This window comes from Corynebacterium sp. KPL1824, from assembly GCF_000478095.1.
GTDB classification, from domain to species: Bacteria; Actinomycetota; Actinomycetes; order Mycobacteriales; family Mycobacteriaceae; genus Corynebacterium; species Corynebacterium accolens.
In genome coordinates this window covers 546,416-570,981 of record NZ_KI515750.1, presented here as the reverse complement: position 1 = coordinate 570,981, position 24,566 = coordinate 546,416, and the positions used below count along the sequence as shown (strand labels likewise).

The 24,566-nt window shown below is 59.2% G+C and carries 22 protein-coding genes and 1 other RNA gene; 15 read left to right on the top strand and 8 right to left on the bottom strand.

Annotated features, from left to right (window positions below; all coding sequences use genetic code 11):
• Window positions 1–131 precede the first annotated feature (131 nt).
• The 3 genes from HMPREF1267_RS08965 to HMPREF1267_RS08955 all read right to left on the bottom strand — a co-directional run bounded on the left by HMPREF1267_RS08965 (window position 132) and on the right by HMPREF1267_RS08955 (window position 3,290).
• Complete coding sequence (locus HMPREF1267_RS08965) at window positions 132–1,451, bottom strand: DUF3375 domain-containing protein (RefSeq protein WP_023029034.1); 1,320 nt, start codon at window positions 1,449–1,451, stop codon at window positions 132–134.
• Between the two features lie 326 nt (window positions 1,452–1,777).
• Window positions 1,778–2,788: an SURF1 family protein gene (locus tag HMPREF1267_RS08960; protein WP_023029033.1), complete on the bottom strand. Its 1,011-nt coding sequence runs from the start codon at window positions 2,786–2,788 to the stop codon at window positions 1,778–1,780.
• 10 nt (window positions 2,789–2,798) lie between these two features.
• A complete protein-coding gene (locus HMPREF1267_RS08955) occupies window positions 2,799–3,290 on the bottom strand; it encodes a low molecular weight protein-tyrosine-phosphatase (protein WP_023029032.1) in 492 nt (163 codons plus the stop codon).
• A 93-nt stretch (window positions 3,291–3,383) separates the two neighbouring features.
• Here HMPREF1267_RS08955 and HMPREF1267_RS08950 point away from each other — a divergent pair, with 93 nt between their 5' ends.
• The 5 genes from HMPREF1267_RS08950 (at window position 3,384) to rnpB (ending at window position 8,359) form a co-directional block, all read left to right on the top strand.
• Window positions 3,384–4,526, top strand: coding sequence for a Nif3-like dinuclear metal center hexameric protein (locus tag HMPREF1267_RS08950; protein WP_023029031.1), 1,143 nt, complete (start codon window positions 3,384–3,386; stop codon window positions 4,524–4,526).
• Window positions 4,527–5,246, top strand: coding sequence for a zinc ribbon domain-containing protein (locus tag HMPREF1267_RS08945; protein WP_005278217.1), 720 nt, complete (start codon window positions 4,527–4,529; stop codon window positions 5,244–5,246). It begins immediately after the preceding gene.
• Window positions 5,243–6,439 carry a bifunctional RNase H/acid phosphatase gene (locus HMPREF1267_RS08940; RefSeq protein WP_023029030.1) on the top strand — a complete coding sequence of 399 codons (1,197 nt, stop codon included), beginning with the start codon at window positions 5,243–5,245 and terminating at the stop codon, window positions 6,437–6,439. Before HMPREF1267_RS08945 ends, HMPREF1267_RS08940 begins: the two co-directional genes overlap by 4 nt.
• A 394-nt stretch (window positions 6,440–6,833) precedes the next feature.
• Complete coding sequence (gene adhP, locus HMPREF1267_RS08935) at window positions 6,834–7,835, top strand: alcohol dehydrogenase AdhP (protein ID WP_034667179.1); 1,002 nt, start codon at window positions 6,834–6,836, stop codon at window positions 7,833–7,835.
• A 68-nt stretch (window positions 7,836–7,903) separates the two neighbouring features.
• An RNA gene (gene rnpB / locus HMPREF1267_RS12410) (RNase P RNA component class A) lies at window positions 7,904–8,359 on the top strand.
• Window positions 8,360–8,362: 3 nt separating this feature from the next.
• Here rnpB and HMPREF1267_RS08930 read toward each other — a convergent pair.
• Window positions 8,363–9,637: a galactokinase family protein gene (locus tag HMPREF1267_RS08930; protein ID WP_023029028.1), complete on the bottom strand. Its 1,275-nt coding sequence runs from the start codon at window positions 9,635–9,637 to the stop codon at window positions 8,363–8,365.
• 251 nt (window positions 9,638–9,888) lie between these two features.
• On the opposite strand from HMPREF1267_RS08930, the gene HMPREF1267_RS08925 reads away from it, so the two are divergent.
• Window positions 9,889–10,083, top strand: a complete 195-nt coding sequence (locus tag HMPREF1267_RS08925; RefSeq protein WP_023023202.1) for a hypothetical protein — start codon at window positions 9,889–9,891, stop codon at window positions 10,081–10,083.
• 71 nt (window positions 10,084–10,154) lie between these two features.
• Here HMPREF1267_RS08925 and HMPREF1267_RS08920 read toward each other — a convergent pair whose 3' ends face one another.
• On the bottom strand, window positions 10,155–11,912 hold the full coding sequence (locus HMPREF1267_RS08920) for a CYTH and CHAD domain-containing protein (RefSeq protein ID WP_023029027.1): 1,758 nt from the start codon (window positions 11,910–11,912) through the stop codon (window positions 10,155–10,157).
• A gap of 175 nt (window positions 11,913–12,087) precedes the next feature.
• Window positions 12,088–13,128 carry a DUF2786 domain-containing protein gene (locus tag HMPREF1267_RS08915; RefSeq protein ID WP_023029026.1) on the bottom strand — a complete coding sequence of 347 codons (1,041 nt, stop codon included), beginning with the start codon at window positions 13,126–13,128 and terminating at the stop codon, window positions 12,088–12,090.
• A 195-nt stretch (window positions 13,129–13,323) separates the two neighbouring features.
• Here HMPREF1267_RS08915 and HMPREF1267_RS08910 point away from each other — a divergent pair, with 195 nt between their 5' ends.
• The 5 genes from HMPREF1267_RS08910 (at window position 13,324) to HMPREF1267_RS08890 (ending at window position 19,839) form a co-directional block, all read left to right on the top strand.
• Window positions 13,324–14,661: a glutamine synthetase family protein gene (locus HMPREF1267_RS08910; protein ID WP_023029025.1), complete on the top strand. Its 1,338-nt coding sequence runs from the start codon at window positions 13,324–13,326 to the stop codon at window positions 14,659–14,661.
• A 7-nt stretch (window positions 14,662–14,668) separates the two neighbouring features.
• On the top strand, window positions 14,669–17,728 hold the full coding sequence (locus HMPREF1267_RS08905; RefSeq protein ID WP_023029024.1) for a bifunctional [glutamine synthetase] adenylyltransferase/[glutamine synthetase]-adenylyl-L-tyrosine phosphorylase: 3,060 nt from the start codon (window positions 14,669–14,671) through the stop codon (window positions 17,726–17,728).
• Window positions 17,729–17,824: 96 nt separating this feature from the next.
• Entirely contained in the window at window positions 17,825–18,187 is a 363-nt protein-coding gene (locus tag HMPREF1267_RS08900; RefSeq protein WP_023029023.1) for a hypothetical protein, read from the top strand.
• Window position 18,188: 1 nt separating this feature from the next.
• A complete protein-coding gene (locus HMPREF1267_RS08895) occupies window positions 18,189–18,656 on the top strand; it encodes a hypothetical protein (protein WP_005278242.1) in 468 nt (155 codons plus the stop codon).
• Between the two features lie 406 nt (window positions 18,657–19,062).
• Complete coding sequence (locus HMPREF1267_RS08890; protein ID WP_005284000.1) at window positions 19,063–19,839, top strand: AAA family ATPase; 777 nt, start codon at window positions 19,063–19,065, stop codon at window positions 19,837–19,839.
• Between the two features lie 4 nt (window positions 19,840–19,843).
• On the opposite strand, the gene HMPREF1267_RS08885 is transcribed toward HMPREF1267_RS08890, so the two are convergent.
• Window positions 19,844–21,151, bottom strand: coding sequence for a nitrate/nitrite transporter (locus HMPREF1267_RS08885; RefSeq protein ID WP_034667176.1), 1,308 nt, complete (start codon window positions 21,149–21,151; stop codon window positions 19,844–19,846).
• 38 nt (window positions 21,152–21,189) lie between these two features.
• Between HMPREF1267_RS08885 and thrC the strand changes: the two genes are divergently transcribed.
• Genes thrC through HMPREF1267_RS08870 form a run of 4 tightly spaced genes read left to right on the top strand, consistent with a single transcriptional unit; the run spans window position 21,190 to window position 24,182 of the window.
• Window positions 21,190–22,632 (top strand): threonine synthase, encoded by a 1,443-nt coding sequence (gene thrC, locus HMPREF1267_RS08880; protein ID WP_023029020.1) that lies wholly within the window; start codon window positions 21,190–21,192, stop codon window positions 22,630–22,632.
• A 7-nt stretch (window positions 22,633–22,639) separates the two neighbouring features.
• Window positions 22,640–22,786 (top strand): hypothetical protein, encoded by a 147-nt coding sequence (locus HMPREF1267_RS13175; protein ID WP_023017197.1) that lies wholly within the window; start codon window positions 22,640–22,642, stop codon window positions 22,784–22,786.
• Window positions 22,761–23,606 carry a trypsin-like serine protease gene (locus HMPREF1267_RS08875; RefSeq protein ID WP_023029019.1) on the top strand — a complete coding sequence of 282 codons (846 nt, stop codon included), beginning with the start codon at window positions 22,761–22,763 and terminating at the stop codon, window positions 23,604–23,606. Before HMPREF1267_RS13175 ends, HMPREF1267_RS08875 begins: the two co-directional genes overlap by 26 nt.
• A gap of 30 nt (window positions 23,607–23,636) precedes the next feature.
• A complete protein-coding gene (locus tag HMPREF1267_RS08870) occupies window positions 23,637–24,182 on the top strand; it encodes an NUDIX domain-containing protein (protein WP_005278283.1) in 546 nt (181 codons plus the stop codon).
• Here the strand turns inward: HMPREF1267_RS08870 and HMPREF1267_RS08865 are convergent.
• The gene (locus HMPREF1267_RS08865) at window positions 24,179–24,553 is read right to left on the bottom strand and encodes a hypothetical protein (RefSeq protein ID WP_023029018.1); all 375 of its coding nucleotides are present in this window, start codon (window positions 24,551–24,553) and stop codon (window positions 24,179–24,181) included. The two genes, HMPREF1267_RS08870 and HMPREF1267_RS08865, sit on opposite strands and share 4 nt — an antisense overlap.
• Window positions 24,554–24,566 lie beyond the last annotated feature (13 nt).

The window sequence follows — 24,566 nt, the reverse complement described above, 5'->3', positions numbered from 1 at the left end:
GCGATTTCTGGGTTAGCAAGAAGCTTCTGTTCAATCGCATCAATCTTGGCCTTATCAGCCGGATCTCGTCTCGCCATAACAGTCACTCTGGTCCATCTCCTTATGCGGGTTGGGTTCCCACACACAAACCATTAGACACTCTCCTGATCCGCAATGTGCACCAAACCCACTACACTAGCCAGGCCCTGCGTGGCAGGGTAGGCCTGCAATACTTGGCCAATGGTGGACGGTCCCGCCTTATCGACGGCCTTTCGAATCATTTCGTGCAACTCTTCAAAATCAATCTCTGATTCGCGCACGAGCTCGAGTAATGCTTCTGCGTTTTCCTCGCCTGGCTGGAATGCCTCTGGTGATTCCTCTACTACCTCTCGGCCTGGGTTGGCTAAGCGAATGCGCGAAACGGAATGGATGGACATACCGATGCGCTGCAGCGGCGTTTCCATTCGGTGAAAGGCCTTGAGCTCAGAGATCTGCGCGGCATCAATGGCCATGCCGCGTGCTTCTCTCAGGAGCTCAATCATGCGCCTGTCTTCTGCGAATTGCTCTGAGGAAACGTAGTTGCGCAAGCTACGCGCCAAGCCGGTCATCGTCTGGTTGACATCGAAACTCGTGTCTTCCATATCGCGGAAAAGATTTCGCAGGTGTTGGCGCTTTTCTGGCGCTAGCTCCTGCCCGGCATCGCTTTCTAGAACTTCTTTTATCCACTGATCCAACCATGCACTGCGTTCCCTATCCATAAGGAGGGAATAGAATCCGCGGAAACTGCGTCCAGCCTCAGATTCAGCAATATGGTCCACTCCGGTAAAGATCTCTTCGAGCACATCGCCGCGGTATCCCTCTGGCTCTAAAAGCTGCCGGCGTAGTTGATGATTGAGGGCTTCAAGTTCGTGGCGCACTCGGGCGAAATCGCTCGGTACCGCCATTGCCATATTAAGCACGTCTTGTACACGTTCTTCTGTTTCTGCTGAGGTTAAGGATTCGAATTGTCCTAAACGTGCCTTTTCAATTTCTTGGTCAATGCGGCTGCGCTCAGCCTCAAGACTGGCAACGCGACTGGCGATATCTTTATTCGTGTCCCTTGCTAACCGTTGCAGGGCCGAGCTAATGGATTCCACCCGCGATGCTGTGACTGCAGATACCGGTGACTCCCACCGCTCGATGGCCTCTAGAGCAGAAAGCGCGTCTTCGCTTGGTTCCAACGTCTCGCCGTGTGAACTTTTACCTGACTTTCTCACCAACCATCCTGCTTTTACCCAGTCCGTGCAGTAACTCTGGGGTGTACGGGGCATAGCAAAATCGTTGGCAATAATCTCAAAATCAGTGACCATCAACTTGTATACCTCCGCTGCTGGCCGTGCTCGGGTACCGCGGGGGAAGTACTCTGCAATCAGCGCCAAAATTACCGGCGCGTTATCAGCCGCAAGCAGTCGTACCGCCGCAGAATTGTGCATTAACCGTCTCAGTGAGAGGGCCCTAGCTTCAACAGACATGACTCGATTTTGACAGCTATGGCGGACATGTGCAGTGGTGTCTGGTCCATTTATTCGATTTTTTGGGTTTTCGAGTAGAGGCATAAAGAGGATCCGTGCGCGACATGCGGCAGGATTCGCCGTGCCGGAGACAAGTTATTCAGCTCCGTCCGAATCATCGGCGATGTGGACGACTGGCTGCATCAATTCGAACTTTTCTTCTCGTGTTGCCTCAAAGCGAAGAAGGCTGTCGCTTGTGACAAAAGTGGGCCCTAGGCGAGGGGCCCTGAACTGGCCAACGAATATGGTCAGTAGCGCTCGCGGCGGCGCTTTTTCAGCTTGGCATAGTGGTCCGGCTTGGAATCGCCGTAGCGGGAGCGGTTGCGCAGCGCAGCGGAATGGGTGTCCGACGTAGAACGCGAATCCTGTGCGCGTTGTTGCGCAGAGTCCGCAGATCCGGCGGGATCGCGTGGCTCAGGCTCGGCAGCGGCATCGGTGTCAAGTTCGCGGTTGGTAGTGGAGCTGGACATGGGGGCACTGGGAAGCGATTCCGCGTCGGCGTCGAGGGCCTGCATGGCGGCTTCTTCTTCGCGCAGGCGGCGGCGCTCGCGAATCTCGGACCAAATAAAGTAGCCCAATCCCAGCGGGGCCATGATGCCAAAGGCAATCCACTGGTAGCCGTAAGAAAGGTGGTTGCCGCGGTCGAGCTGCGGGATGGGCATGGCGTTGAGGACGCCCGGCTGGTCCTCGGAGAGCTGGATATAGTCTTGGCCTAAGTCAGCACCGATAAGCGAGCCCACCTGCTCGGTGTGGATGGAATAGACCTGCTGGTAGCCCTCCTGCGTGATGGGGGCGGTTTTGTGCTCGGCCTCATTCGAGCGCACCATGCCGGTAATCGTTACCTCCTCGGAGGGGGCGGGCGGAATATCCGGCACCGCATTGCCCTCCTCGGCGCTGACCCAACCGCGGTTAATCAGCATGGTCAGGCCCGCATCGGTGCGGAAAGGAACCAAGGATTGATAGGACGGGCCGGAACCGGCGGGGCGCAGGCGGAGTAGCACCTCATCCTCGGGCAGGTAGTGGCCCTTCAGAGTGGTGCGGGACCATTCATCGCCAGAGATGGCCCCATCATCGTCTACGACCTGGTCAATCGGCTGCGGATCGGCCTCGTAGGCGTGGGTGATGTTTTCATTGCGCTCCACAATGTCATCGTCCTTTCCCAACTGCCATGGGGCAAGGACACTAAAGGCCAGGTAGGAAAATGCCACTACGAAAAGCAGCATGAGCACCCAGCCAGGCTTGAGGAACGTCTTTAGCATGCCCCCAAGTCTAGTCGTGGTTTTCGCGAATCCAATCCAGCAGGCCGGGGACGGCGGCTTCGATATTCTTGCGCGCGGTTTCGAAGTCTTCTTCGGTGCCGTAGTAGGGGTCTGCGACCTCGGCGCCCTCCGGGGAATTGGGATCGAAGCTGCGCATCAGGCGGACCTTGTCAGAGTCGATGCCCAGATCGATGAGCGAATCATAGTGCCCGGAATCCATCGCGATGAAGAGATCGGCGTCCATGTGCTCTTCGCCCAATTTGGATGCGCGGTGGGATGCCCCATCGTGTCCGGCGCGGCGCAGTTCTGCCACGGCCCGCTCATCCGCGCCTTGCCCCACGTGCCAGCCGCCGAGCCCGCAGGAATCCACGGTGGCGAGGAGATCGAGCATGTCATCTTCCATTTCATCGCGCACGATGATTTCAGCCATGGGCGAGCGGCAAATATTGCCGGTACACACAAAGACGAGGTAGAGACCCGAGTGAGAAGAAGATTCAGTCATGCGAAAACCCTTTGCGCAGATAGTACTGTAGTGCGGGAGACAGGATATAGCACTAGCGTAATTTACAAGAATCGAGCATAAAGGAGTATCCCCATGTCTGCTGTGCGAGTGGGCGATGTGCGCCGCGTTTTGGACCAGGCCTATCCGCCCCGTTTGGCCGAAAAGTGGGATGCCGTAGGCCTTATTTGCGGCGATCCCGCAGACGAGGTGCGCAACGTCGCCTTTGCTTTGGACTGCACCCAAGAGGTTGCGGACCGCGCGGTTGAGCTCGGCGCGGATATGTTGGTAGTCCACCACCCGCTGCTACTGCGCGGCGTGGAATCCGTGGCGGCCGATACGCCCAAGGGCAAGGTCGTACACACCCTAATTAAAAATGGCGTGGCGCTTTTTGCCGCCCACACCAACGCCGATAAGGCCCGGCCAGGGGTTAACGATAAGCTCGCGGAGCTCGTGGGCATTACTCCGGGCCGGCCCATCGTGCCGGAGGCCCCAGAGACCATCGATAAGTGGGGAGTGCATATTCCTACTGGCAGTGCGGAGCAGGTCAAGCAGGCGCTTTTCGATGCCGGCGCGGGCCACATCGGCGCCTATTCGCACTGCTCCTTCGATATCGCGGGCGCAGGCCAATTCCAGCCGGAGGAGGGCGCGGACCCGGTAGAAGGGGACATCGGCAAGCTGCACCGCGGCGACGAGGTACGGGTGGAGTTCGTGGCTCCCGCCTCGTTGCGGTCCACGCTGATTGTAGCGCTGCACGAGGCACACCCGTATGAGGTGCCCGCCTATGACATCGTGGAAACGGCCGGAAGCGGCGACCTTGATACCGCGCTGGGCCTGGGCCGCGTGGGCGAGCTGCCCCGCGAGATGACGCTGCGGGAGTTTACGCAGCAGGTGGCCAATGCCCTGCCGGAGACCGCTTGGGGCATCCGGGCCGCGGGCGACCCAGAGCAGACCGTGCGCACCGTGGCGGTCTCATCCGGCGCCGGGGATTCTTTCCTTACAGCTGCGGCGAAGCTGGGCGTCGATGTCTATGTTACCTCTGATCTGCGCCATCACCCGGTGGACGAACATTTGCGCGCCGGGGGACCGGCCGTCATCGATACAGCCCACTGGGCCAGCGAATTTCCCTGGACGGCGCAAGCAAGCGATATCGTAGAAGCAGCATTAGAACTAGATACGGAAATTATTAGCCTGCGTACTGATCCGTGGACTATCTCCGCGCACCCAAAGGAGTCATAAGTGAAACTATCGCAAGAACTACAGCCGGTACTGCTGGAATTGGCCAACCTGGAACGCTCGCAAGGCATTGGCGGGGAAAAAGAGCTGCCAGAAAAGGTCGAATACGACAAGGCGCAGCAGGAACACAAGCGCTTGCTCGATGCCTCCGGTTCCGCGCAGATGGCAGTCGATGACATGGAAAATGAAATCCTGCGCATCCAGGCCGATGAGCGCAAGCTGCGCCGGCGCGAACGCGATGACAAGGGCCAGCTCGGTGCCGAATTGGATACCGAAAAGCGCAAGGACATCGAGCACGATCTCTACGCCACCAAGTCCCGCATCGCGGATCTAATGAGTGAGCTACAAGAAGCCCACAACGAGATCCACGCGCTGCGCTCCAACTTGGACGTCCACGGCGCGCGCGTCTCGGATTCCGAGCGCAAGCTGGACATGCTGCGCCGCGCCGCCGACGCGGCGCAGGAGGCCGCGGAAAACCAGCCCGACCCCGCCGTGCGCATCGCGGATTTGCGCGAACAGCTGCCCTCCGATGTCCTCGAGGAATACGACGCGCAGCGGCAAGAAAACGGCGTCGGCGCCGCGCAGTTTAAGGCCAACCGGGCCTGCGGTGGCTGCTTTATCGTCTTGCCGCCCGCCGATAAAAACGCCGTGCGCAATGCGCCTGCCGATGAACTGCCGCAATGCAGCGACTGTGGTTCCTACCTGGTGCGCCTGGCATCATGAAGGTCATCATCTACGCCGATGGCGGCTCGCGCGGAAATCCCGGAATCGCAGGTTCTGGCACCGTCGTCTACGCCGCCGATGGTGAGACGGTGTTGCGCGAAATCGTCTATGTCGTCGGCAAGAAAGCCAGCAACAACGTCGCCGAATATCACGGGCTGTTGCGCGGGCTGGAAGCTGCAGTCGAGCTGGGCGCGGATGACGTCGACTTTTATATGGACTCCCGGCTGGTCGTCGAGCAGATGAACGGCCGCTGGAAGATCAAACACCCAGACATGAAGCAGCTGGGTGTACAGGCGCAGAAGCTCATGCAGCAGCTCGGAAGGGTGAACCTGAGCTGGGTGCGGCGAAACGACAACAAAGTAGCCGATGCACTGTCGAATGAGGCTATGGATGCTGCTGCCGCCGGCCACGCGCCGGGTGTGGTGGACCGCGGCGATGATTCTGGCGATGATTCTGACACTGGTGATACTGCCGCTGGCGCTGATGAACAGGCCGTGTCCGATACTTTTTCGGATGCTGGCGCTGCGAAAATTAGCACCGGCTCGCATGCCTCGTGGACGGGCGCGACCTGCCAGCCGACCACGTTGATTCTGGTGCGGCACGGGCAAACGACCTACTCCGCTGAGCACCGGTACTGCGGGCACAGCGATATTGAGCTGACCGAGACCGGCATGCAGCAAGCAGAAGCTTCGGCTGCCGCCGTGACCGAACGCGGCGAGATTGATCTGGTGGTGTCCTCGCCACTGCAGCGCTGCCAGGTGACGGCGAAAAAGATCGCGGAAAAAACCGGTGCCCAGGTAGAAACGCACGACGCGTTGATCGAGGCAGATTTTGGCGACTGGGAGGGGCTGACCTTCCAACAGGCCCAGGATGACGATGCCGCGCTGCACGATCCCTGGATTACCGATGCGTCGCTAGCACCGCCAGCTGGGGAATCACTCGCACAGGTGCACCGCCGCGTACGGGAATTCCGAAAAGAACTCGTCGCCAAGCACCCCGGTAAAACGATCGCTGTGGTCAGTCACGTTAATCCGATTAAATCGTTGACCCGCCAGGCGTTGAATGCTGGGCCAGCGACGTTTAGCCACCTGTTTTTGGATCTTGCCAGCATTGGCGTCGTCAAGTTTTATGACGAGAACTCGCCGGTGGCATCGGCGGTACTCAGCGTGAACGAAACCGCGCACCTGCGCTGACGGTGATGTGAGCTTAGTTTTTACGCAGCTAGTACCGGGAACTCGATAAGCAGCGGCTACAGTTTTTGCCGCTGCCTTTCTTTCGCTTACTGCCTCCACCGTGTGCACCGTGTTCGGCTTGTACTAACCCCTCGTTGGTGAGCCTTATAAGCCGCCGAGGGCGTTAGGTGCAGCCACTCTTGATGGCAGGACAGGTGCGCAGCGAAATGAAAACAATACCCAATAAGTGACTTGCTTCACATTTTATTATTTTGTTTCTATACTGAAATTCGGCAGTTTGCTCATTAACCAGAGCTCATTGCTTGAGCTCACCAACCAGAGGAGGAGAAGCAATGACTACACCAACCAGAACCGCACAGTCCACACAACACCGAAGGAATTCACGGCAGCAGTCGTGGAAGAATTCGGCCCTAATGTCACCGTCCGTGCAGAAAAACTCCCAGAACCCGGCGAGCACCAAGCACTCGTGAAACTCGAGGCATCCGGGATTTGTCACACCGACCTGCACGCTGCAGAAGGTGACTGGCCCGTAAAACCAGAACCACCGTTTATCCCCGGACACGAGGGAGTAGGGCGCGTCGTCAAGCTTGGGCCGGGTGAACAGTTCGTGAACGAAGGCGACCTTGTCGGCAACGCCTGGCTCTGGTCGACGTGCGGCGAATGTGAATCCTGCTTAACTGGCTGGGAAACCCGCTGCGTGAAAGCAGAGTACGGCGGCTATACCGTCGACGGAAGCTTCGGCGAATATATGCTCGTTGACACACGCTACTGCGCACGCATCCCGGAAGGTAGCGACCCGGTAGAAGTCGCACCGATCCTATGTGCAGGCGTGACCGTATACAAAGGTCTGAAAATGACCGAGACCAAGCCCGGTCAATATGTCGTCATCTCCGGTATCGGCGGCCTGGGGCACCTGGCGGTGCAATACGCCGACGCGATGGGCATGCGGGTTATCGCCGTTGATATTTCCGATTCCAAGCTGGAGCTGGCCAAGCGCCACGGCGCAGAATTTACCGTGAACGCCAGCGAAGTTGACCCGGTACAGGCGGTGCAGGACTTTACTGACGGTGGCAGCCACGGAGTGCTGGTGACTGCGGTGCACCCGGATGCTTTCGGGCAAGCCATCGAGATGGCTAAACGCGGCGGAACCATCGTGTTCAATGGCCTGCCATCAGGGGAATTTCCGGCGTCCATCTTCGACATCGTGCTGAAGGGGCTGACAATTCGTGGCTCGCTCGTCGGCACGCGTCAAGACCTGGCCGAGGCCATTGATTTTTATGCGCGCGGCAAGGTGAAACCAGATGTCACCGAATGCAGCATTCACGATGTCAACGACGTGTTCAAACAGCTGCACGACGGCAGCATCGATGGACGAAAAGTCATCCGTTACGACTAAGCGCCTTGCAGAGTGTTCCAGCAGATTTGCACAGGTGCGCGGCTATCGACGAAGATGGAGCGGGTGAATGAGCCGGCCGGGCGATCGCGGCTGACAAACTGTGCTGACAGCTGGTGGGCGCAAGTGAAAGTCGAGGAAAGTCCGGACTCCACAGAGCACGGTGGTTGCTAACGGCAACCCGGGGTGACCCGCGGGCAAGTGCAACAGAAAGTAGACCGCCTTGTGCCTCCACTTGCGTTTCGGCTCAAGTTGGGGACACAAGGTAAGGGTGAAACGGTGCGTTAAGAGCGCACCAGCATCGTCAGTGATGGCGGTGGCTGGGTAAACCCCACCGGGAGCAAGGCATCACGGCCCTGCCACGTTGCAGGGCCCGATCAGGCGTTTTAAGGCTGCTCGCCCGAGCCTGAAGGTAGCTGCTGGAACCAACTGGCAACGGTTGGTCTAGATGGATGTTCGCCGCGCGGCGTTCCGCTTAATGGGGCGCTGCGGTTAGACAGAATCCGGCTTATAGGCCGGCTCATTCGCCCTTAATCTTCTACCTTGGCGGGCTCGCCAGCGGCCAGCTTCACCAGCAGGAAGCCATCATCTGCCAGATCTGCCGCGAAGTTTTCCGCGCGGTTGCTGGGGACATAGGCAATAACAGCGCTAGATAGCCCCGCATGCGCCGAGCGCGCGGCCACCGCGCCGCGGACCGTGACCAGCTCCGCGAGCTTTTCTGCGGAATCGAAACCATAAATATTGGTTAACGAGGCCTGCGACTGCAAGACAATGGGGAAAAGCTCGTTGCGGCGGTGCGAGCGCAGGTAGCGCACGAAGTGCTCCACGCGGGAGGTCTCTTCCTCATAAAATGCCATCCACTCAGTAGCCGCATTGATGCTGGGGCGGCCCTCCTCGCCGTAGACCTTGTGCACCGCCTTGAGCCACTCCACCACGCGTTGTTGAGCATCGGGCAATAAGCGCAGCGACTCTGTGCCGAAGGAATGGCAAGCATCATCGATAAACTGCTGGCGCTGGCGGATGGCGTCAATTGCCTGTGACTGTTCTTCCGCAGTGTTCCCGGGCACCGCCACGGCGAAGGCCACCACGTCTTGGTCCACGACGTGGGGCGCGTGGGTGACCGAGCCATCGGCATAGTCGATGATGCACACACCGTCGCCACTGCTGCGCAGCGCGGCGGTGTGGCGCGCGCGAAGGGCGGGCTTATGGGCAAAGGTGGTCACCGCCTGGGTGCAGACATCCGCAACGCGCACGCGCAAGGGTGCGTCGAGGTTATCGGTTGGGCCCATTAAGGCAAGCGCTACGGCAACATCCGCCGCCGATGCGGCGCCTAAGCCGATATCGTTGGGGATATCGCTCACGATGGTGATATCCGCCCCGGCCGTCTCCCTGGACAGTAACTGGCGGTTGACCATGGTGTGCACGATGCCGCCGATGCGCGCGGCCAGCCCACCTTCTGGTGCGGGCGGGATGACCGGTTGCCCCTCTGAGTCCGTCGTGGGTTGTTGCGCCGCAGCGAGCGCCGCCACCTCCTGGAGGCCAATGGAATCGTGTACAGCCTCCCCACTGGCCGGCACGTAATGGACCGAAACGATGCCATCCGTGCGCGAACTGACGGCCGCTGCTGCGCGGAGATCCGACAAGCTTGCGGCGACGATGCCCCCATAATGATCGATATGCTCACCAATAAGTGGCCAGGTCGCGGGCGCGCTGGCGACATGGGTGGGCTCCGTTCCCACGATAGAGGCGTGTTGTTGTGCAACGCGCTCAGCGATAGGGGACTTAGGCGTCGACCACAGTGGCATGAAGGCAAAAGCTCCTTTTCCAATTCGGCGGATAAAAATCACGCGGCTACGTGGCGCGGGCTAGCGCCATGGACAAAGTAGCCGATAAAGCGGCTCCCTTGCTCTGCTTGACGGCGCAAGGGAGGCATGAAAAGAAATACTGCCCTCATATTCTAGCGGGCGCGTGTTTTCATGCATGGGTAGTGTGGGCACCAACCACAGGCGGGCGGCGCACACGTGCTGTCCAAAGTATATAGACGAAAGGGACTATCGTGGCGACTACAGCAGATGAGAAGTGGTATTACGACCCTTCCACCAAGGAAGTCAGCAAAGGTAAAGTGTCCGGCTGGGAAAACCGCATGGGCCCCTATGACACCCGCGAGGAGGCCGAGCACGCCATAGAAATCGCGCGCGCTCGCACCAAAGCCGCCGATGCCGCAGATAAAGAAGATGATGGCTGGGACTAGTTTAATTCCCAACCATCACCTGGCAGCTACCAATGCGGCCTAACGCGCCACAACTGGTGCCACGGCCGCCGCTACTTCTTCAGCTTCTTGCGCAGCGGCTTAAATGCGGCCTTGATGTCCTTGAAAGACTCGTTGTAATCATCCAAGGCGGCCAGGCCGATGGCGCGTTCGCGCTGGTACAGCAGGCCGTAACTAAAGGTATCTTCCCCGCGGCGGTGCGCGTTCTGGGATAGCTCGAGCAATTTATCCCGCGAGGTAACCGAGTCTTGGAAATCCCCCAAGACCGATTGCATCTTTTTGCAGGCCTTGTACAGACGCTTGGTCTTTAGCTTCGTTGCGGAACCGGCTGCCTCTGCTGCGTAACGCAGTTTCTTGGCCGCCTTGCGCATATCGTGGAAATAATCCTCGCGCTCGTGCAGCGAAAGCTCCGCGTTATCCCAGTTGTCTACTGCCTTCTTATGGCGCTTGACCAACTTTTTGTAGGCCTTTTCCAAGTGGCGTGCCATAACGGCATCGACGTCCTCGGCCCCCGTATCGCCAGTGTTAGACGGTTCTTCCGTCTTCTTTTCAGCGTCCGATTCTTGCTCTGCGGGGTGCGTTTCCGCAGATTCTTCGGCAGAATCTTCGGCTGCATCCTCAGATGCATCCCCGTCAGCGTCCACGGCAGCGGAATCGTCATCACCGTCGGCATCTTCTGCGGATTGAGAACCGGCAGTAGGGGGATCTGCCAATAGGCGGTCAAGGGACTCGAGCAATTCGAGGTATTCCTCAGAATTTAGCGCGGCGATGACCCTGCGGTGCGCCCGCCGGTAGGCCGTTCCCATATCGCGGGAGATGTGTTCGCGGGTGGCGGCATCCAAGGTATCGGAGTCCTCGGACTCCAAGAGCTCTTGCCAGCGCTCTTCCACAACCTCTGCATCGCGGGCTACGCCCAAAATGCTGGCGAGCTCTTTGAGATCGGCTTCGATCTTCTCAATCTGTGGGCCGACGACAATGCCGTGAAAAGTCTGCAGGTGGCTGCGCAGCTCGCGGGTGGCCACGCGCATCTGGTGCACCGAGTCCCACTCATCGCGGCGAACGCGCGGATCGTAATCAATGAGCTTGTCCCGGTTGGCCTGCAGCGCTGTAATCACTGCGGCTGCTGGGGAATCCTCATCAACGTCTGGGGTAATGAGCGCGGGCGGTAGGGGAGCATTGTTGTAGGAATCTCCCAGGGCTGACTTCAACTTAGACGGGGACGAAGAAACGCGCGCCCCAGCGCCGATGAGAAGGGAAGTGGCGCGGCGAATGAAGTGGCTTCCTTCTTCGGTGCCTGGAAGCTCACCGGCAAGCTCCACCTCCCATTCTCGCCAGGATTGCTGCTGCCCGCCGGGCAGGAAGGAAAAGGCGGTGACGTGGTCATCGCAGAATTCCGCGACCGGATTATTGTGCTCGTCTGCGAGCAGCATCTCGGTGCGGTTATTATCCACCTGCGCAATGGGGTTTAACTCGTTGTGGCGAACGATAGAGCGCACTTGCTTTACAAGCTCTTGGGGCACCTCGTATTTGCCGTCTACTGGTTCTCCCAGTTCGGCATGGATCTCGGTCCGGCCACCCTCGCTTGGGATTTTGATGTGCCAGCCATCGTCATTGCCGCCGGTGCGGCGGCGCAAGGTGATTTTGGCGTGCGTTAGGCGCAAATCTTCCGTGTCGTAATAAATGGCGGACAGAGCGTGGTGGCGCGTTTCTGCAATATGGTCAACGGATTCGAGTCGAGTGAGTTCAGGTAGTTGAGTCGATTCTGCTACGGCGAATTTCGCTTCTACTTCTAGGAAAGTCTGTGCTGACATTCACATACCCTTAAGCTTTTACAACAATTAATTTCACCTGTGATCCTACCCGTGACGCGCAGCGACCGCCTGAAAAATTTCGCAGCGTTTGCTGTGTGCACAGGTAGAAATGCGCAGCCGGCACCATGGGCTGAAAGCGGGCAGAAGAAGCCGCGGGGTGAGGGGGCCGCCGGTATTAAGAATCGATGCCAGTGGCAGGCCCACCCAAGTGAGACTTATCCGCAGCCGTGATGCCATCAGTGATGCCATGCAGGCTATTCATAGATAGCGAGGATGTGGTCAGGTTGGGAAATAGGCGGTCGCGGGTTTCCTCGGCATGATCGGTGCGGGCCTGCAGTGCAGGTAGCGTCTGGGTGGCGATGAGCTCAGCGTGGTGGCTGCAATAGGGAGATTCATCGAGTTTTTCTTCGATGCCGTCTTCGTTGGCCAGCTCCAGCAGCTCCCCGATCCGGGCGGCATAGGAAAGCCGGAAGCTCCGGCGATAGGACGCGGTGGTCTGTGTTGCGCGTGCAAACTCGGCCCCTTCGCTATTGCGCATGTACCAATCGCATTGGCGGTTCAGGGAGGAGAAAAGGTCGGCGCAGTGGGCGGCGTCTTCGGGCGCGCCGATGATGCAGGCAAGGCCCTTTTCGTGGATGAGGAGGGTGGTGCACCCATTGGCATTGGCGATGGTGCCTAACAAGGTGACCTGGTGTTTGATATATGGCGGGTGAACGTGCACGCGGTGGGAAATGAGGCTGGGCTGGTCCACGGTTAAGAGATCTTCGATGCGGTATTTCTGCTGCAGCGACTGGGCCTTAGAAATAAGCACCTCTGCCTCTTCTGCAAAGGACGTGGACTCGGCCTTGCGCAATAGCCCCAAGACCTTGTGGCGGATTTTATCCTGCTTGTCGCTAGAACCATCGGCTTGGCTGAGCTCGCCGCCGGCCAGAAGCTCGGTATCGCGTAAACGCGGCAGGTGCACCAGCTCTTTCATGATGGCGCGCAGCTTATCGCGGGGAATGAAATTTTCTTGCGGTGCTTCTAATTGCAGCCACGCTTTGCGCAGCGCGGGTGAGGTGATGCGGGCAGGTACGTGCGGGCTAGCGCGGTAGATGAGGGGATAGGAATAAGCGCCCAGGACGTGGCGTAAATCGTCCGGGGACCACCCGTATTGGGCGGCAGTAACTATGGCATCGATAACGCTGGCAGAAAGTTCATCAACGTGGGAGGTCATACTAGTTTCTTCCTTTAGAAAGGTTGTACAGGTGTTCGCTTGCCCCACTAGCAAAGCACGTGTACGAAGCCGTACCTGCTGCATTAACCCCCGATCGTTACCCCCTGAATACTCTGTCGACCTGCGAATCTGACCATGTGGAAATTGACTAATGAACTGCACACTGCCTAGCGGTGAGCCGGTAAGGTTTAGGGCATGAATAGCCAACACGAATTCGTCTTACGCACCGTTGAGGAACGCGATATCCGCTTTATTCGCTTGTGGTTTACAGATATCATGGGCGCCCTCAAATCCGTAGTGATGAGCCCCTCCGAACTCGAATCCGCCTTTGAGGAGGGGATTGGCTTTGATGGCTCTTCGGTAGAGGGATTTTCCCGCATCTCGGAATCGGACACCATTGCGCTGCCGGATCCCTCCACCTTCCAAATCCTGCCCTTTGATGGCAACGAGCCGGACCTACAAACGGCGCGTATGTTCTGCGATATTGCGCAGCCAGACGGCCAGCCCTCCGTGGTAGATCCGCGCCATATCCTGCGCCGCCAGGTCACCGAGGCCGCCAATGATGGATTTACCTGCATGGCCTCGCCAGAAATCGAGTTCTACCTGCTGGAACACAGCAAGGAACTGACAGACCTGGTCCCCACCGATAATGGCGGGTACTTCGATCAGGCGACGCACGATACCGCGCCGCTCTTTCGCCGCCGCGCTATGTTGGCATTGGAATCGCTCGGCATCGCCACCGAATTTAGCCACCACGAAACCGCGCCGGGCCAGCAGGAAATCGATCTCCGCCATGCCGACGTGCTGACCATGGCGGATAATATTATGACCTTCCGGCGGGTGATTAAGCAGGTGGCCACGGATTCCAATGTGCGGGCAACGTTTATGCCCAAGCCCTTTGAGGATCTCCCGGGCTCCGGAATGCACACGCACTTTAGCCTTTTTGAAGGCCAGTCCAATGCCTTCCACGATCCGGACGATGAATTTTCGCTCTCGCGCACCGCGAAGCAGTTCATCGCCGGAATTTTGGAGCACTCCACGGAGATGAGCCCCATTATCAATCAGTGGCCCAACTCCTATAAGAGGCTGATGTTTGGCAATGAAGCACCGGGTTCGGCCACCTGGGGCGTGCAGAACCGCTCCGCCCTGGTGCGCGTACCAACGTATCGCCTGACCAAGGAGGAATCGCGCCGGGTGGAAATCCGGTCCATCGATGCTTCCATGAACCCATACTTGGGTTATGCGGTCATCCTCGCCGCAGGGCTGCGGGGCATCCGGGAGGGCTACGAATTAGACGATCCCGCAGAAGACGATGTCCACCAGCTCACCCACCGCGAACGCCGCGCCATGGGGTATAAGGATCTGCCCTCCAGCATGGATCAGGCCCTGCGCGAGTTCGAAAAGTCCGAATTTATGGCAGAGGTCTTGGGCGAGCACGTCTTCGAGTTCTTCTTGCGCGCCAAATGGGAAGAATGGCGCGATTACCAGCGCCAAATTACGACAGTCGAGCTGCGCAACAACCTGAACTTCTAGGAGAATAATGCGTCCTGCTACGGTGCCTTCGCCGGCGTCGCTGGGCCTTAGCCGGTCCCATGCCGCACAAGACTTAGAACAACTGGGATGGAATAACCCGGAGTCCGTTGACCTTTTATGGACGCTGGCTGCGGTCGGTGATCCAGATTTGGCGCTTAATAACCTCGTGCGCATTTACGAGCAGGCCCCGGAGCTCGATGCGGAAATCCGCAGCAATGAGCAAGTGCGGGTGCGCCTTCTCGCGCTCTTGGGTGCGTCGACGGCGTTCGGGGATCACCTCGCCGCCCACCCGGAGCTGTGGGAGGAGCTGAAAAAGCCCCTCCCGGAGCCAGAAGAGATGCTGACTAGCCTGCTTGAAACGGTGGGGGCGCAGCCGGCAACGTTTGCCGCAGAGCTCGATGCTCCCGATCCAGCAAGGGACGATCTCAGCGCGCCGGGTACGTACCGCGCGAGCGAGGGCGAGCATAAAAAGGAGATGCGGACCCAGTACCGCACGCTGATGATGCGGCTTGCCGCGCACGATGTGGCGGGTACCTTCCACTCCCGCAAGGGGCAATCCCGCCCGCAGCCGGAGGTAAGCTTCCGGCAGGTTACCACGCTGACGACTGCGCTTGCCGATGCCGCCCTTACCGCCTCCCTTGCCGTTGCGGTGCGCAAGATCTACGGCGACGATCCGCTCGATGCGCAGCTTACCGTCATGGCGATGGGCAAGTGCGGTGCCGGCGAGCTCAATTACATTTCCGATGTGGACGTTATCTTCGTCGGCAGCGAGGCAACGCCCAAAGCCACCAGGCTAGCTGCGGAGTTTAACCGGATTGGTTCCACGACATTTTTTGATGTCGATGCGAACCTGCGGCCGGAGGGTAAGTCTGGGGCGCTGGTGCGCACGTTGGATTCGCACGTGACTTATTACCGCCGGTGGGCAGAAACCTGGGAATTCCAGGCCCTGCTCAAGGCGCGGGCGATGACCGGCTACCTGCCGCTGGGGCAGGACTATCTGGAACAGATTCGGCCGATGGTGTGGACGGCCTCGCAGCGCGATTCCTTTGTGGAAGACGTCCAAGCCATGCGCCGGCGCGTATTGGATAATGTGCCGGATGAGCTCAAACACCGCGAGCTCAAGCTGGGCGTCGGCGGGCTGCGCGATATTGAATTCGCGGTGCAATTGCTGCAATTGGTGCACGGTCGCTCCGATGAGTCCCTGCGCGCTTTGTCGACGGTGGATGCCCTCGACGCGCTTATCTCCGCAGGCTACGTGGGCCGCGAAGACGGCACGCAGCTCATCGAGGCCTATGAATTCTTACGCCTTTTAGAACACCGCCTGCAATTGGAGCGCTTCCGCCGCACGCACACCCTGCCGGCAGACGATGATGAAGCGGGCCTGAACTGGCTCGCGGTGATTTCGGGATTCTCCCCGCAGGGCACAAAGTCTGCGGTGCAGGGCATGCTCGCGCATTTGCGCCGCATCAGGATGCGCATTTCTGAGCTGCACTCGCGCCTGTTTTATCGCCCACTGCTCAATTCCGTGGTGACCATGTCCGCCGATGAGCTCAAACTTTCGCCCGAGGCGGCCAAGCTACAGCTTGCGGCATTGGGCTATAGCTCGCCGGTGCGCGCCTTCGAGCACCTGACCTCCCTGGCCTCCGGTACGTCGCGCAAGGCACGCATTCAAGCCATCTTGCTGCCCACCTTGATGGAATGGCTGGCAGACACCGCGGACCCAGATATGGGGTTGCTCAATTACCGCAAGCTATCTGAGGCCGCCCGCGATAAGTCGTGGTTCCTGCGGATTTTGAGAGATGAGGGGATCGTCGGCCAGCGCTTAATGCATATCCTAGGAACCTCGCCATTTACCGCGGACCTTATCATCAGCGCCCCGGATTCGGTAAAGCAGCTTTCCGATGGCGCGACCGGCCCCAAGCTGCTCGAAACCAAGCCGGAGCAGGTGTCGAAGGCGCTGGTCAATTCCAGCAAGCGCCATGCGCAACCGGATAAGGCGGTGGCGGTCGCGCGCTCGCTGCGCAGGGTGGAGCTGGCGCGCATCGCTAGTGGCGATCTCTTAGGGATCATCCCCGTTGAGCAGGTGTGCCAAGAGCTGCCGACTATCTGGAATGCGGTTCTGGAAGCCGCCCTCCGCGCGGAGGTGCGGGCATGGCGGAACGACCACGAGGATGCGGAACCGCCGGCGCGCATTGCGGTGATTGGCATGGGCCGGCTCGGCGGCCGTGAGCTTGGGTTCGGCTCCGATGCGGATGTCCTTTTCGTGGCAGAGCCTGACGCAGCAGACGATGAAGGCGAGGCCATCCGGTGGGCCATCGGGATCGTCGATAAGCTGCGCCGCCGCCTTGCCAAGCCCTCTGGGGATCCGCCCTTGGACGTTGACTTGGGCCTGCGCCCAGAGGGGCGTTCGGGTGCTGTGGTGCGCAGCATTGCCTCCTACAAGCGCTATTATCGCGAGTGGGGCGAGGCCTGGGAAATGCAGGCGCTGCTGCGCGCGGCCTTCATCGCCGGGGACGAGGAAGTGGGCGAGCGCTTTATGGAGATGATCGATGAATACCGCTACCCGGATAGCGGCGCGAGCCAATCCACCATTCGCGCCATCCGGCGCATGAAGGCTCGCGTGGATAATGAGCGCCTGCCGCGGGGAGCTGATCGCACCACCCACACGAAGCTGGGGCGCGGGGCGCTGACCGATATTGAGTGGACGGTGCAGCTGCTGATTATGATGCACGGGCACGAGCATCCAGAGCTGCGCCAACCAGGGACCCTGCCGGTGCTCGATGCGCTGGAAGAAAGCGGCGTCTTAAGCGCCGCGCAAACCAGCGACCTGCGAGATGCGTGGTTGATGGCAACGGATGCCCGCAACGCATTGGTGCTGGTGCGCGGCAAGCGGGTGGATCAATTGCCTGGGCCCGGCCCACAACTGGCACAGGTGGCCGGTGCGGCCGGTTGGACGCCGGAGAATAACCAGGATTTCTTGGATACGTACCTGAAATTGACCCGGCACGCGCGCAAGGTGGTCGATGAAGTCTTCTGGGGAGAGGAGGAATCCTTCGAGCATTCTTAAAGTTGCTGCATAACTTGGTCTATACAGCGCTCATTCCCTTAACTTTTGAAGTATCGGACTCTAAAGTAGGAACAAGTTAGAGAAAGGATCTTTGGTATGTCATTTCAGCTGCAGCTCGATGTGGACTCCGCCACCGTGGGAGAATTGGCCGCCTTGCTTTCCGCCGCTCGCGCGGCAGGGGTCCGCGATGATGACGTCCTAAAATTAGATGGCTCCACCTTGACCATCGCGGTATCGGCCCCGCAGACGGGCGCGTCCCGCGCCGGTCAGAACGTCGATGCGCCGCAGCGCGCAGACGACTTCGAACGCGAGGGCGGTGCGGACTCCCGCTCGCGCGGGCGCGGCGACGGCATTGGGGAGGCCACGATCCGCTCGCTCATCGATATCTTGAATGAACGCGGCCCTGGCAATTCCTCGCGCGGTAATGGATACGGATTCTTCGGGGGAAGTTCGGATTAACATGGCTAAATCACCGGAAGCCCACCGCAGAAAGCTCATCTACCTTTGGGGTTGTATCGCCGTGGCGGCAATTATCGCCGTCGTCGTTGGCACGTGGGCAACCAGCCGCCATCAGCCGCCTAAAGGGACGATGACCGTGGGCGATGCCGTAGCTGGGGGAGTGGTGCAGGAAGAAGCGCCCGCCCAGGTTAATGGTGCAGTAGGAGGCGATGCGTCTTCGGAGGCCAATCGGGTGATGTCGCTGGCGAAGGCATTGGGCATTCCCCTGGAATCGGTGCCGCGCGATATTACCCAGAATAAATCCGGAAAGTCTGATGTCCGGCAGTATCTCGAGCGCGAGTTAAAGAGCGCCGTGGCCTCTGGTGAGTTGGATGAAGACGATGAAAAGGCCATCATCGGTGCCTTCGAAAAGGGGATTGTCATCCCTGCCAGCGATGGCATCGTGGCCGAAAGCGCCCCAGCGAATTAGGCCAGTGCCATGGGCACTGGAATGCCTGCGAATGGTCCCCAAGAAGTTTCAGGAAACCGGCAGACTGACGGCATGGCCTTAACAGCTCGTCTCCCTAGAGTTATCCCATAACGAAACGGTAACGAATAAAGGTGTGCGTTACCGAGGGACTGGAGGAGACGATGACAATAAGCAATAGATTATCTACAACCTTGGCGGTGGCTGCAGCCATAGTATTTCCTATTAGCGGGGGATTGGCGATAGCCTTTGCGGTAAATACGGTTCCAGCAGAGACCATTGCCCAAGCCGCAACCGGGGATCCATTAATCCTGCACCTCAAGTCCGCACTCGAGGTAGCAACAGCACTAGCGAAGAGATAGCGTGCATACCCCAACTGTGCACCGCTGCTGCTGCTAAAGTTCCAGGCATGTTGGTTGATGCCATTCGCCTGAAATCCATGCCGCGGGATTATCGCCGCAGCCTGCCTGCCTTCGATTACCTAGCGGATTTAAGGCGCTTTTCCTTTACCCGCCCGGTGACGATTTTCGTCGGCGATAACGGCATAGGAAAATCCAGCCTCTTGGCCGCCATGGCAACGGATCTTGGGTGCTCTCCCAAGGGCGGCCGGATGGGGGATCCGGAAGCAATCTTGCCAGTAAGCCCGGTGGCTTGTGAGTGCACGGAGCTCATCCAGCGCGCCTATTTCTTGCGCGCGGAAACCCACGAATACCTGCTATCGCGCGAACAATCACCCGAGGAAACCGGCGGGCGTTCCACCCTGCCCATCCAGGTGGATGTGCAGGCCCGCTCGCACGGCGAGTCCGTCTTCGACGTGCTCTATGAGCGAGTAGACGGCGCTGGGGTCTATATTCTGGATGAACCAGAATCGGGCTTATCCGTGGTCCGGCAATTGGCATTGATAGCGGAAATCGCCCAAGCCGTTGACCGCGGTGCGCAGGTATTTATCGCCACGCATTCACCCATCCTATTAGGCTGCCCCAATGCCGATATCGTGGAATTAAATGACACCGGCTTCCAGCGCATTTCCTTTGATGAGGCCGAAGCCGTGGCCGCCACTAGGGAGTTCCTCGAGGACCCTGAGGGGACCATCAACTTTATCTTGGACCCAGACGCAGAAGATGCAGAGGCGGAGGATGCAGAGGCGGCCGACACCACGGTGGACGAGGCCGAAAGGCCCGAATAGACCGCTAGGTTACTTCCACGATCCGCACGGATGGCCCCGCGTAGCCGCCGCGCCGGCGCAGGATGTGGGTGATGACGACACCAGCCATGCCGCACAGCCATACGGCGAGGACGGCGAGTGAGGCGGAGGTGAAATCGGGCATAGAGTATTTGGGGGCATCGGCAGAGTGGTCCAAGACCATGCCGAATAATTGCGCACCCAACATGCCGGAGGTAAACCCGCCCATATTGCCCAAGCCGGTAGCGGTGGCGACGACAGAGCGGTCCATGTTCTCGCGAATGATGTCGAAGCCATAATTCGACGTCGGCGTGCACAGCGCCAGGATAAAGGAGACCGCAGTGATGGCCGCAAGGCCCCCGCCGGTGCCGAAGGCGAAGAATAGTACCCAGGTCAGCACGTGCAGGCACACGAACCCGAGCGCGACCCATGGGCGGATATTCTGCGCTCGGGAGGAAATCCGGCCGTGTAAGGGCCCGACCAGAACCAAAAATACGGCCAAGAGGGTGAGCACAAGGCTGGCCTTGCCCTTGGACAGCTCCATGCCTTGGGTCATCATGGGCATGCCCCACAGCATGACAAAGACAATCAGCGGCAACATGCCGCTGTAGTGAATAAAGTATGCCTGCCAGGCGATGGGCGAGGTAAAGACCGCCTTTAAGCGGGCACCGATGCTGCTGCCTTGGGAATTGGGCGGTTCCTTCTCCAAAGGGATAACCCCGAGCTTCTCCGGAGAGTCAGCGACCGCGACGGCGGCGGCAATCGCGACGAGGATGCCCACTGCACCCAAGGTCACGAACGCTGCCGTCCATCCCGCAGTTCCTAGCAACCAGAGGAAGGGGACGGCGGAAATGAATTGGCCCATCTGGCCAATGGAGGAGGTCACCTGGGTAAACATCGGTGTGCGGTGCAGCGGGAACCAGTAGGGCAGGATGCGCATCACCGATAAGAAGCCCGTGGCATCGCCGGCGCCGATGAGCACGCGTGCGAAGATAGCTACCCCGTAATTGCTGGTAAAGCCGAGTATGACCTGGCCAACGCCCATAATGACCGCGCCCACCACGAGCAGGATGCGGGGGCCAAATTTATCGATCAGCATGCCGGTGGGGATCTGCGCGATGGCATACACGCCTAATTGCACGGAGGTAAATACCGCGATGCGCCCGGCATCGACGTCGAAGCGCTCGATGGCATCAAGGCCGGCGACGCCGAAGGAAGACCGCCCGGTAATGGCTACGAGGTAGACCGCCATTGCCGCGATCCAAATCATTAACGCCTGGGTTGTGATAACTTCTCTGGGATTTGGCTGCGACATGGCTGATACCTTACGCGTTAACTACTAGGATTCATCTTGTGAAGTATATTTCGACCCGTGATACCACCGGCCAGCCCGCATCCTTTACGGATATCCTTTTAGGAGGGCTCGCGCCCGATGGCGGCCTTTACCTGCCTGAAACCTACCCGCAACTAGATTCCGCCACGTTGGATGCGTGGCGCGATGTGGTGAAAACCAACGGCTATGCCGCCCTTGCGGCCGAGGTCATCAAGCTGTTTATCGATGATATTCCAGACGAGGATCTGGATAAAATCGCAGCCCGGGCATATACCAACCCGAAGTTTGCCTCCCCAGAGATCGTGCCGGTCACTGAGCTTGGCGATGCCCTCTTTATCGGCCACCTGTCCGAGGGCCCCACCGCTGCATTTAAAGATATGGCCATGCAGCTTTTGGGCGAGCTTTTTGAATACGAGCTTGCCCGCCGCGGGGAGACGCTGAATATTTTGGGCGCTACCTCTGGCGATACTGGCTCTTCTGCTGAGTACGCCATGCGCGGGCGCGACGGCATCCGCGTTTTCATGCTGACCCCGGCCGGGCGCATGACCGCCTTCCAACAGGCGCAGATGTTCGGCTTGGATGATCCGAATATCTTCAATATCGCCCTCGACGGTGTCTTTGATGATTGCCAGGACGTGGTGAAGGCCGTCTCCAGCGATGCGGAGTTTAAAGCCAACTACCGCATTGGTGCGGTTAACTCCATTAACTGGGCCCGCCTGTTAGCCCAGGTGGTTTACTATATTTCCTGCTGGATCAAGGTCACCGATACTAACGAGCAGAAGGTATCCTTTAGCGTTCCTACCGGTAACTTCGGCGATATTTGCGCCGGGCATATCGCACGCAGCATGGGTCTTCCCATTGATCGCCTCATCGTGGCGACGAATGAGAATGACGTATTGGATGAGTTCTTCCGCACGGGCAACTACCGCCCGCGTCCGGCCGCGGAAACCATGGCCACTTCATCGCCGTCTATGGATATTTCCCGCGCCTCCAATTTCGAGCGCTTCGCTTTCGATCTTTTAGGACGCGATGCCGCCCGCGTTGCAGATCTCTTTGGTACCAAGGTCAAAGAAGGCGGGTTTAACCTTGAAGAAGAGCTCATCACGGCCGCGCGTGAAGACTACGGTTTCTTGTCCGGTTCCTCTACCCACGATGACCGCCTCGCCACCATCAAGGATGTGAACGAACGCTATGGTTACCTGGCGGATCCACATACGGCCGATGGCATCAAAGTGGCGCGTGCGGCCCAAAAAGAGGGCGTGACGACGCCCATTATCTGCCTGGAAACGGCACTGCCGGTAAAATTCAGCGAAACCATTACCGAGGCCATCGGGAGCGCGCCGCAGCCACCGGAGCGTTTCGCTGACATCCTAGATGCGGAGCGCCACGTGGCGGATCTGCCCAACGATGCCGCAGCGGTCAAGGACTTTATTACCTCGAGCATCAAGAACACGGAGGTGTAGCAACCACATGGCATTAGAAAACTTCGCCGGGCCGGAGCACTATACCGAATTCGATCCGGAAAAATTCATCCGCGACTTAAAAGCACAAGCAGAGGCGGATAAGGAAGAACAGGACAAGGACTCTGCAGGTGACGCGGGTACGAATAGCCAGTAGCCTGCTGGCAGCAGTAGGGCTCTTTACGGTGGCATCGTGTAGCACCGATGCCACCCAGCAGCAGGATGGGGTGGTTGCGCAATCCACTGACACGCCACCGCCGGCGCCGCCGAACGAGTTTTATGAGCCCGCGGTGGTGCCGGTGCCCCCAGGCGCCGCGCTGAACTTAACCACGAGTGACCCGCAGCCGGGCGAGTACTTTAACTTCCAGTCCTGCACCGCGGCGTGGTCCTTCGCGCTTGCCGATGGCCGCACCATCGCCGTGACAGCCTCCCATTGCGGCAAACCTGGCGATAAGGTCTGGGCCGGAACCCAAGAGGGCGATTTTGTATACCCAGCCGATCCGGTAGGCGAGGTGATCTATTCGGACTTCTTTGCCGAGGAGACCAATCACTTAGACGTTGCCTTTATCGAGCTGTACCGCGATGCGCAGTACTTCACCCCAGGCGAGGTAGCCACCACCGTAGCCACGCAGCTGAACAAGTTGCCGGATGCGGTATGCAAGCTGGGCAGTTCCACCATCGTGACCTGTGGGAACGTAAAAAACGCCGTGGATTCCACGCAGCTCAACTACCAGGGCCTAGAACACGATTCCAACGCTGCCTTGGCGGAGATGTGCAGCGCGGTCGGGGATTCCGGCGGGCCCGTTTACGGCGATGTGGATGGCCGGCAGACCATTGTGGGGCTGGTTTCTGGAATCACCGAGCCCTTGGACGAGGGGCATAGCTGTGAAGACACGCAACAAAACATCGACGTGGCCTTTACCACCGCACCGGATATCCAGGAACTGGCGCTGAAGGTCCTCGGCCCCGTGGCATAAGACCAGCCAAGATTGGCTACGCTAGGTGGTATGCCAACGCCTGATTATATTGTGAAGCTGCGCGAATCCATCGGACACGATCAGATCTTCGTCCCGGCGTGCAGCGCCATCATTCTCCGCGATGTCCCCACCGGTGCGGCCCTATGGGAGGTGCCGTCCGTACTGCTAGTCAAGCGCGCCGATAATGCCGTGTGGACCCCGGTTGAAGGTATCTGTGAGCCGGGCGAGGAGATCACGACCACCGCCTTGCGTGAGGTCAAGGAAGAGGTAGGCCTCGATGCCAAGGTGGAAGCACTCCTCGGTGTTGGCCAATCCGGTCCGGTGACCTATCCCAATGGCGATGAATGCATGTTCATGAGCACCGCGCTGCGCCTATCTGTCGCCGACGGCGCCGAGCCCGTCATCAGCGATGAAGAAAATACCGAAGCGCAGTGGTTCTCGGTGGCCCACCTCCCGGATAGCGTGTCGCGGCGCCATCGCCTGATGATCGCGGATGCCGTGGCGCACCTCAAGCACCCGCAAGGTTTTTCTCCCCGCATGGGCTGGATGAAGCGCAGCGAGCAGCCCGGGCTCTAGCGCGTCTCCTGCGTGCCAATAAGCAAGTATCGTAGCTCCTCCGCGCTATTCGCCACGACCAACTCTTGGGCGATACACTCCCAGGCCTCCACCACGTCTTCCTCGGACCCGCAGCATATGACCGTGGCATCGATAGTCATCAGTAGCTTTCCCCGCCGCGCGAGCTCAAAAAATAGCTCGCTATCGTCTGGCCCCCATTCCCAGGCGGTGCCATAGAAATCCTGGGCGCCATCGCCAAGCCAGGAGGTTTCAAGCGCTAGGCTTGCTCGGAATAAAAAGACCCCGTCGCGCCGCAAGCCGGCGAGCACCTCCCGCACCCCGGCAAGGTCCGCAGCATCCCAGGCGATGAACGTAATAGGCGAAGAGCTCATGGCCCGATGATAG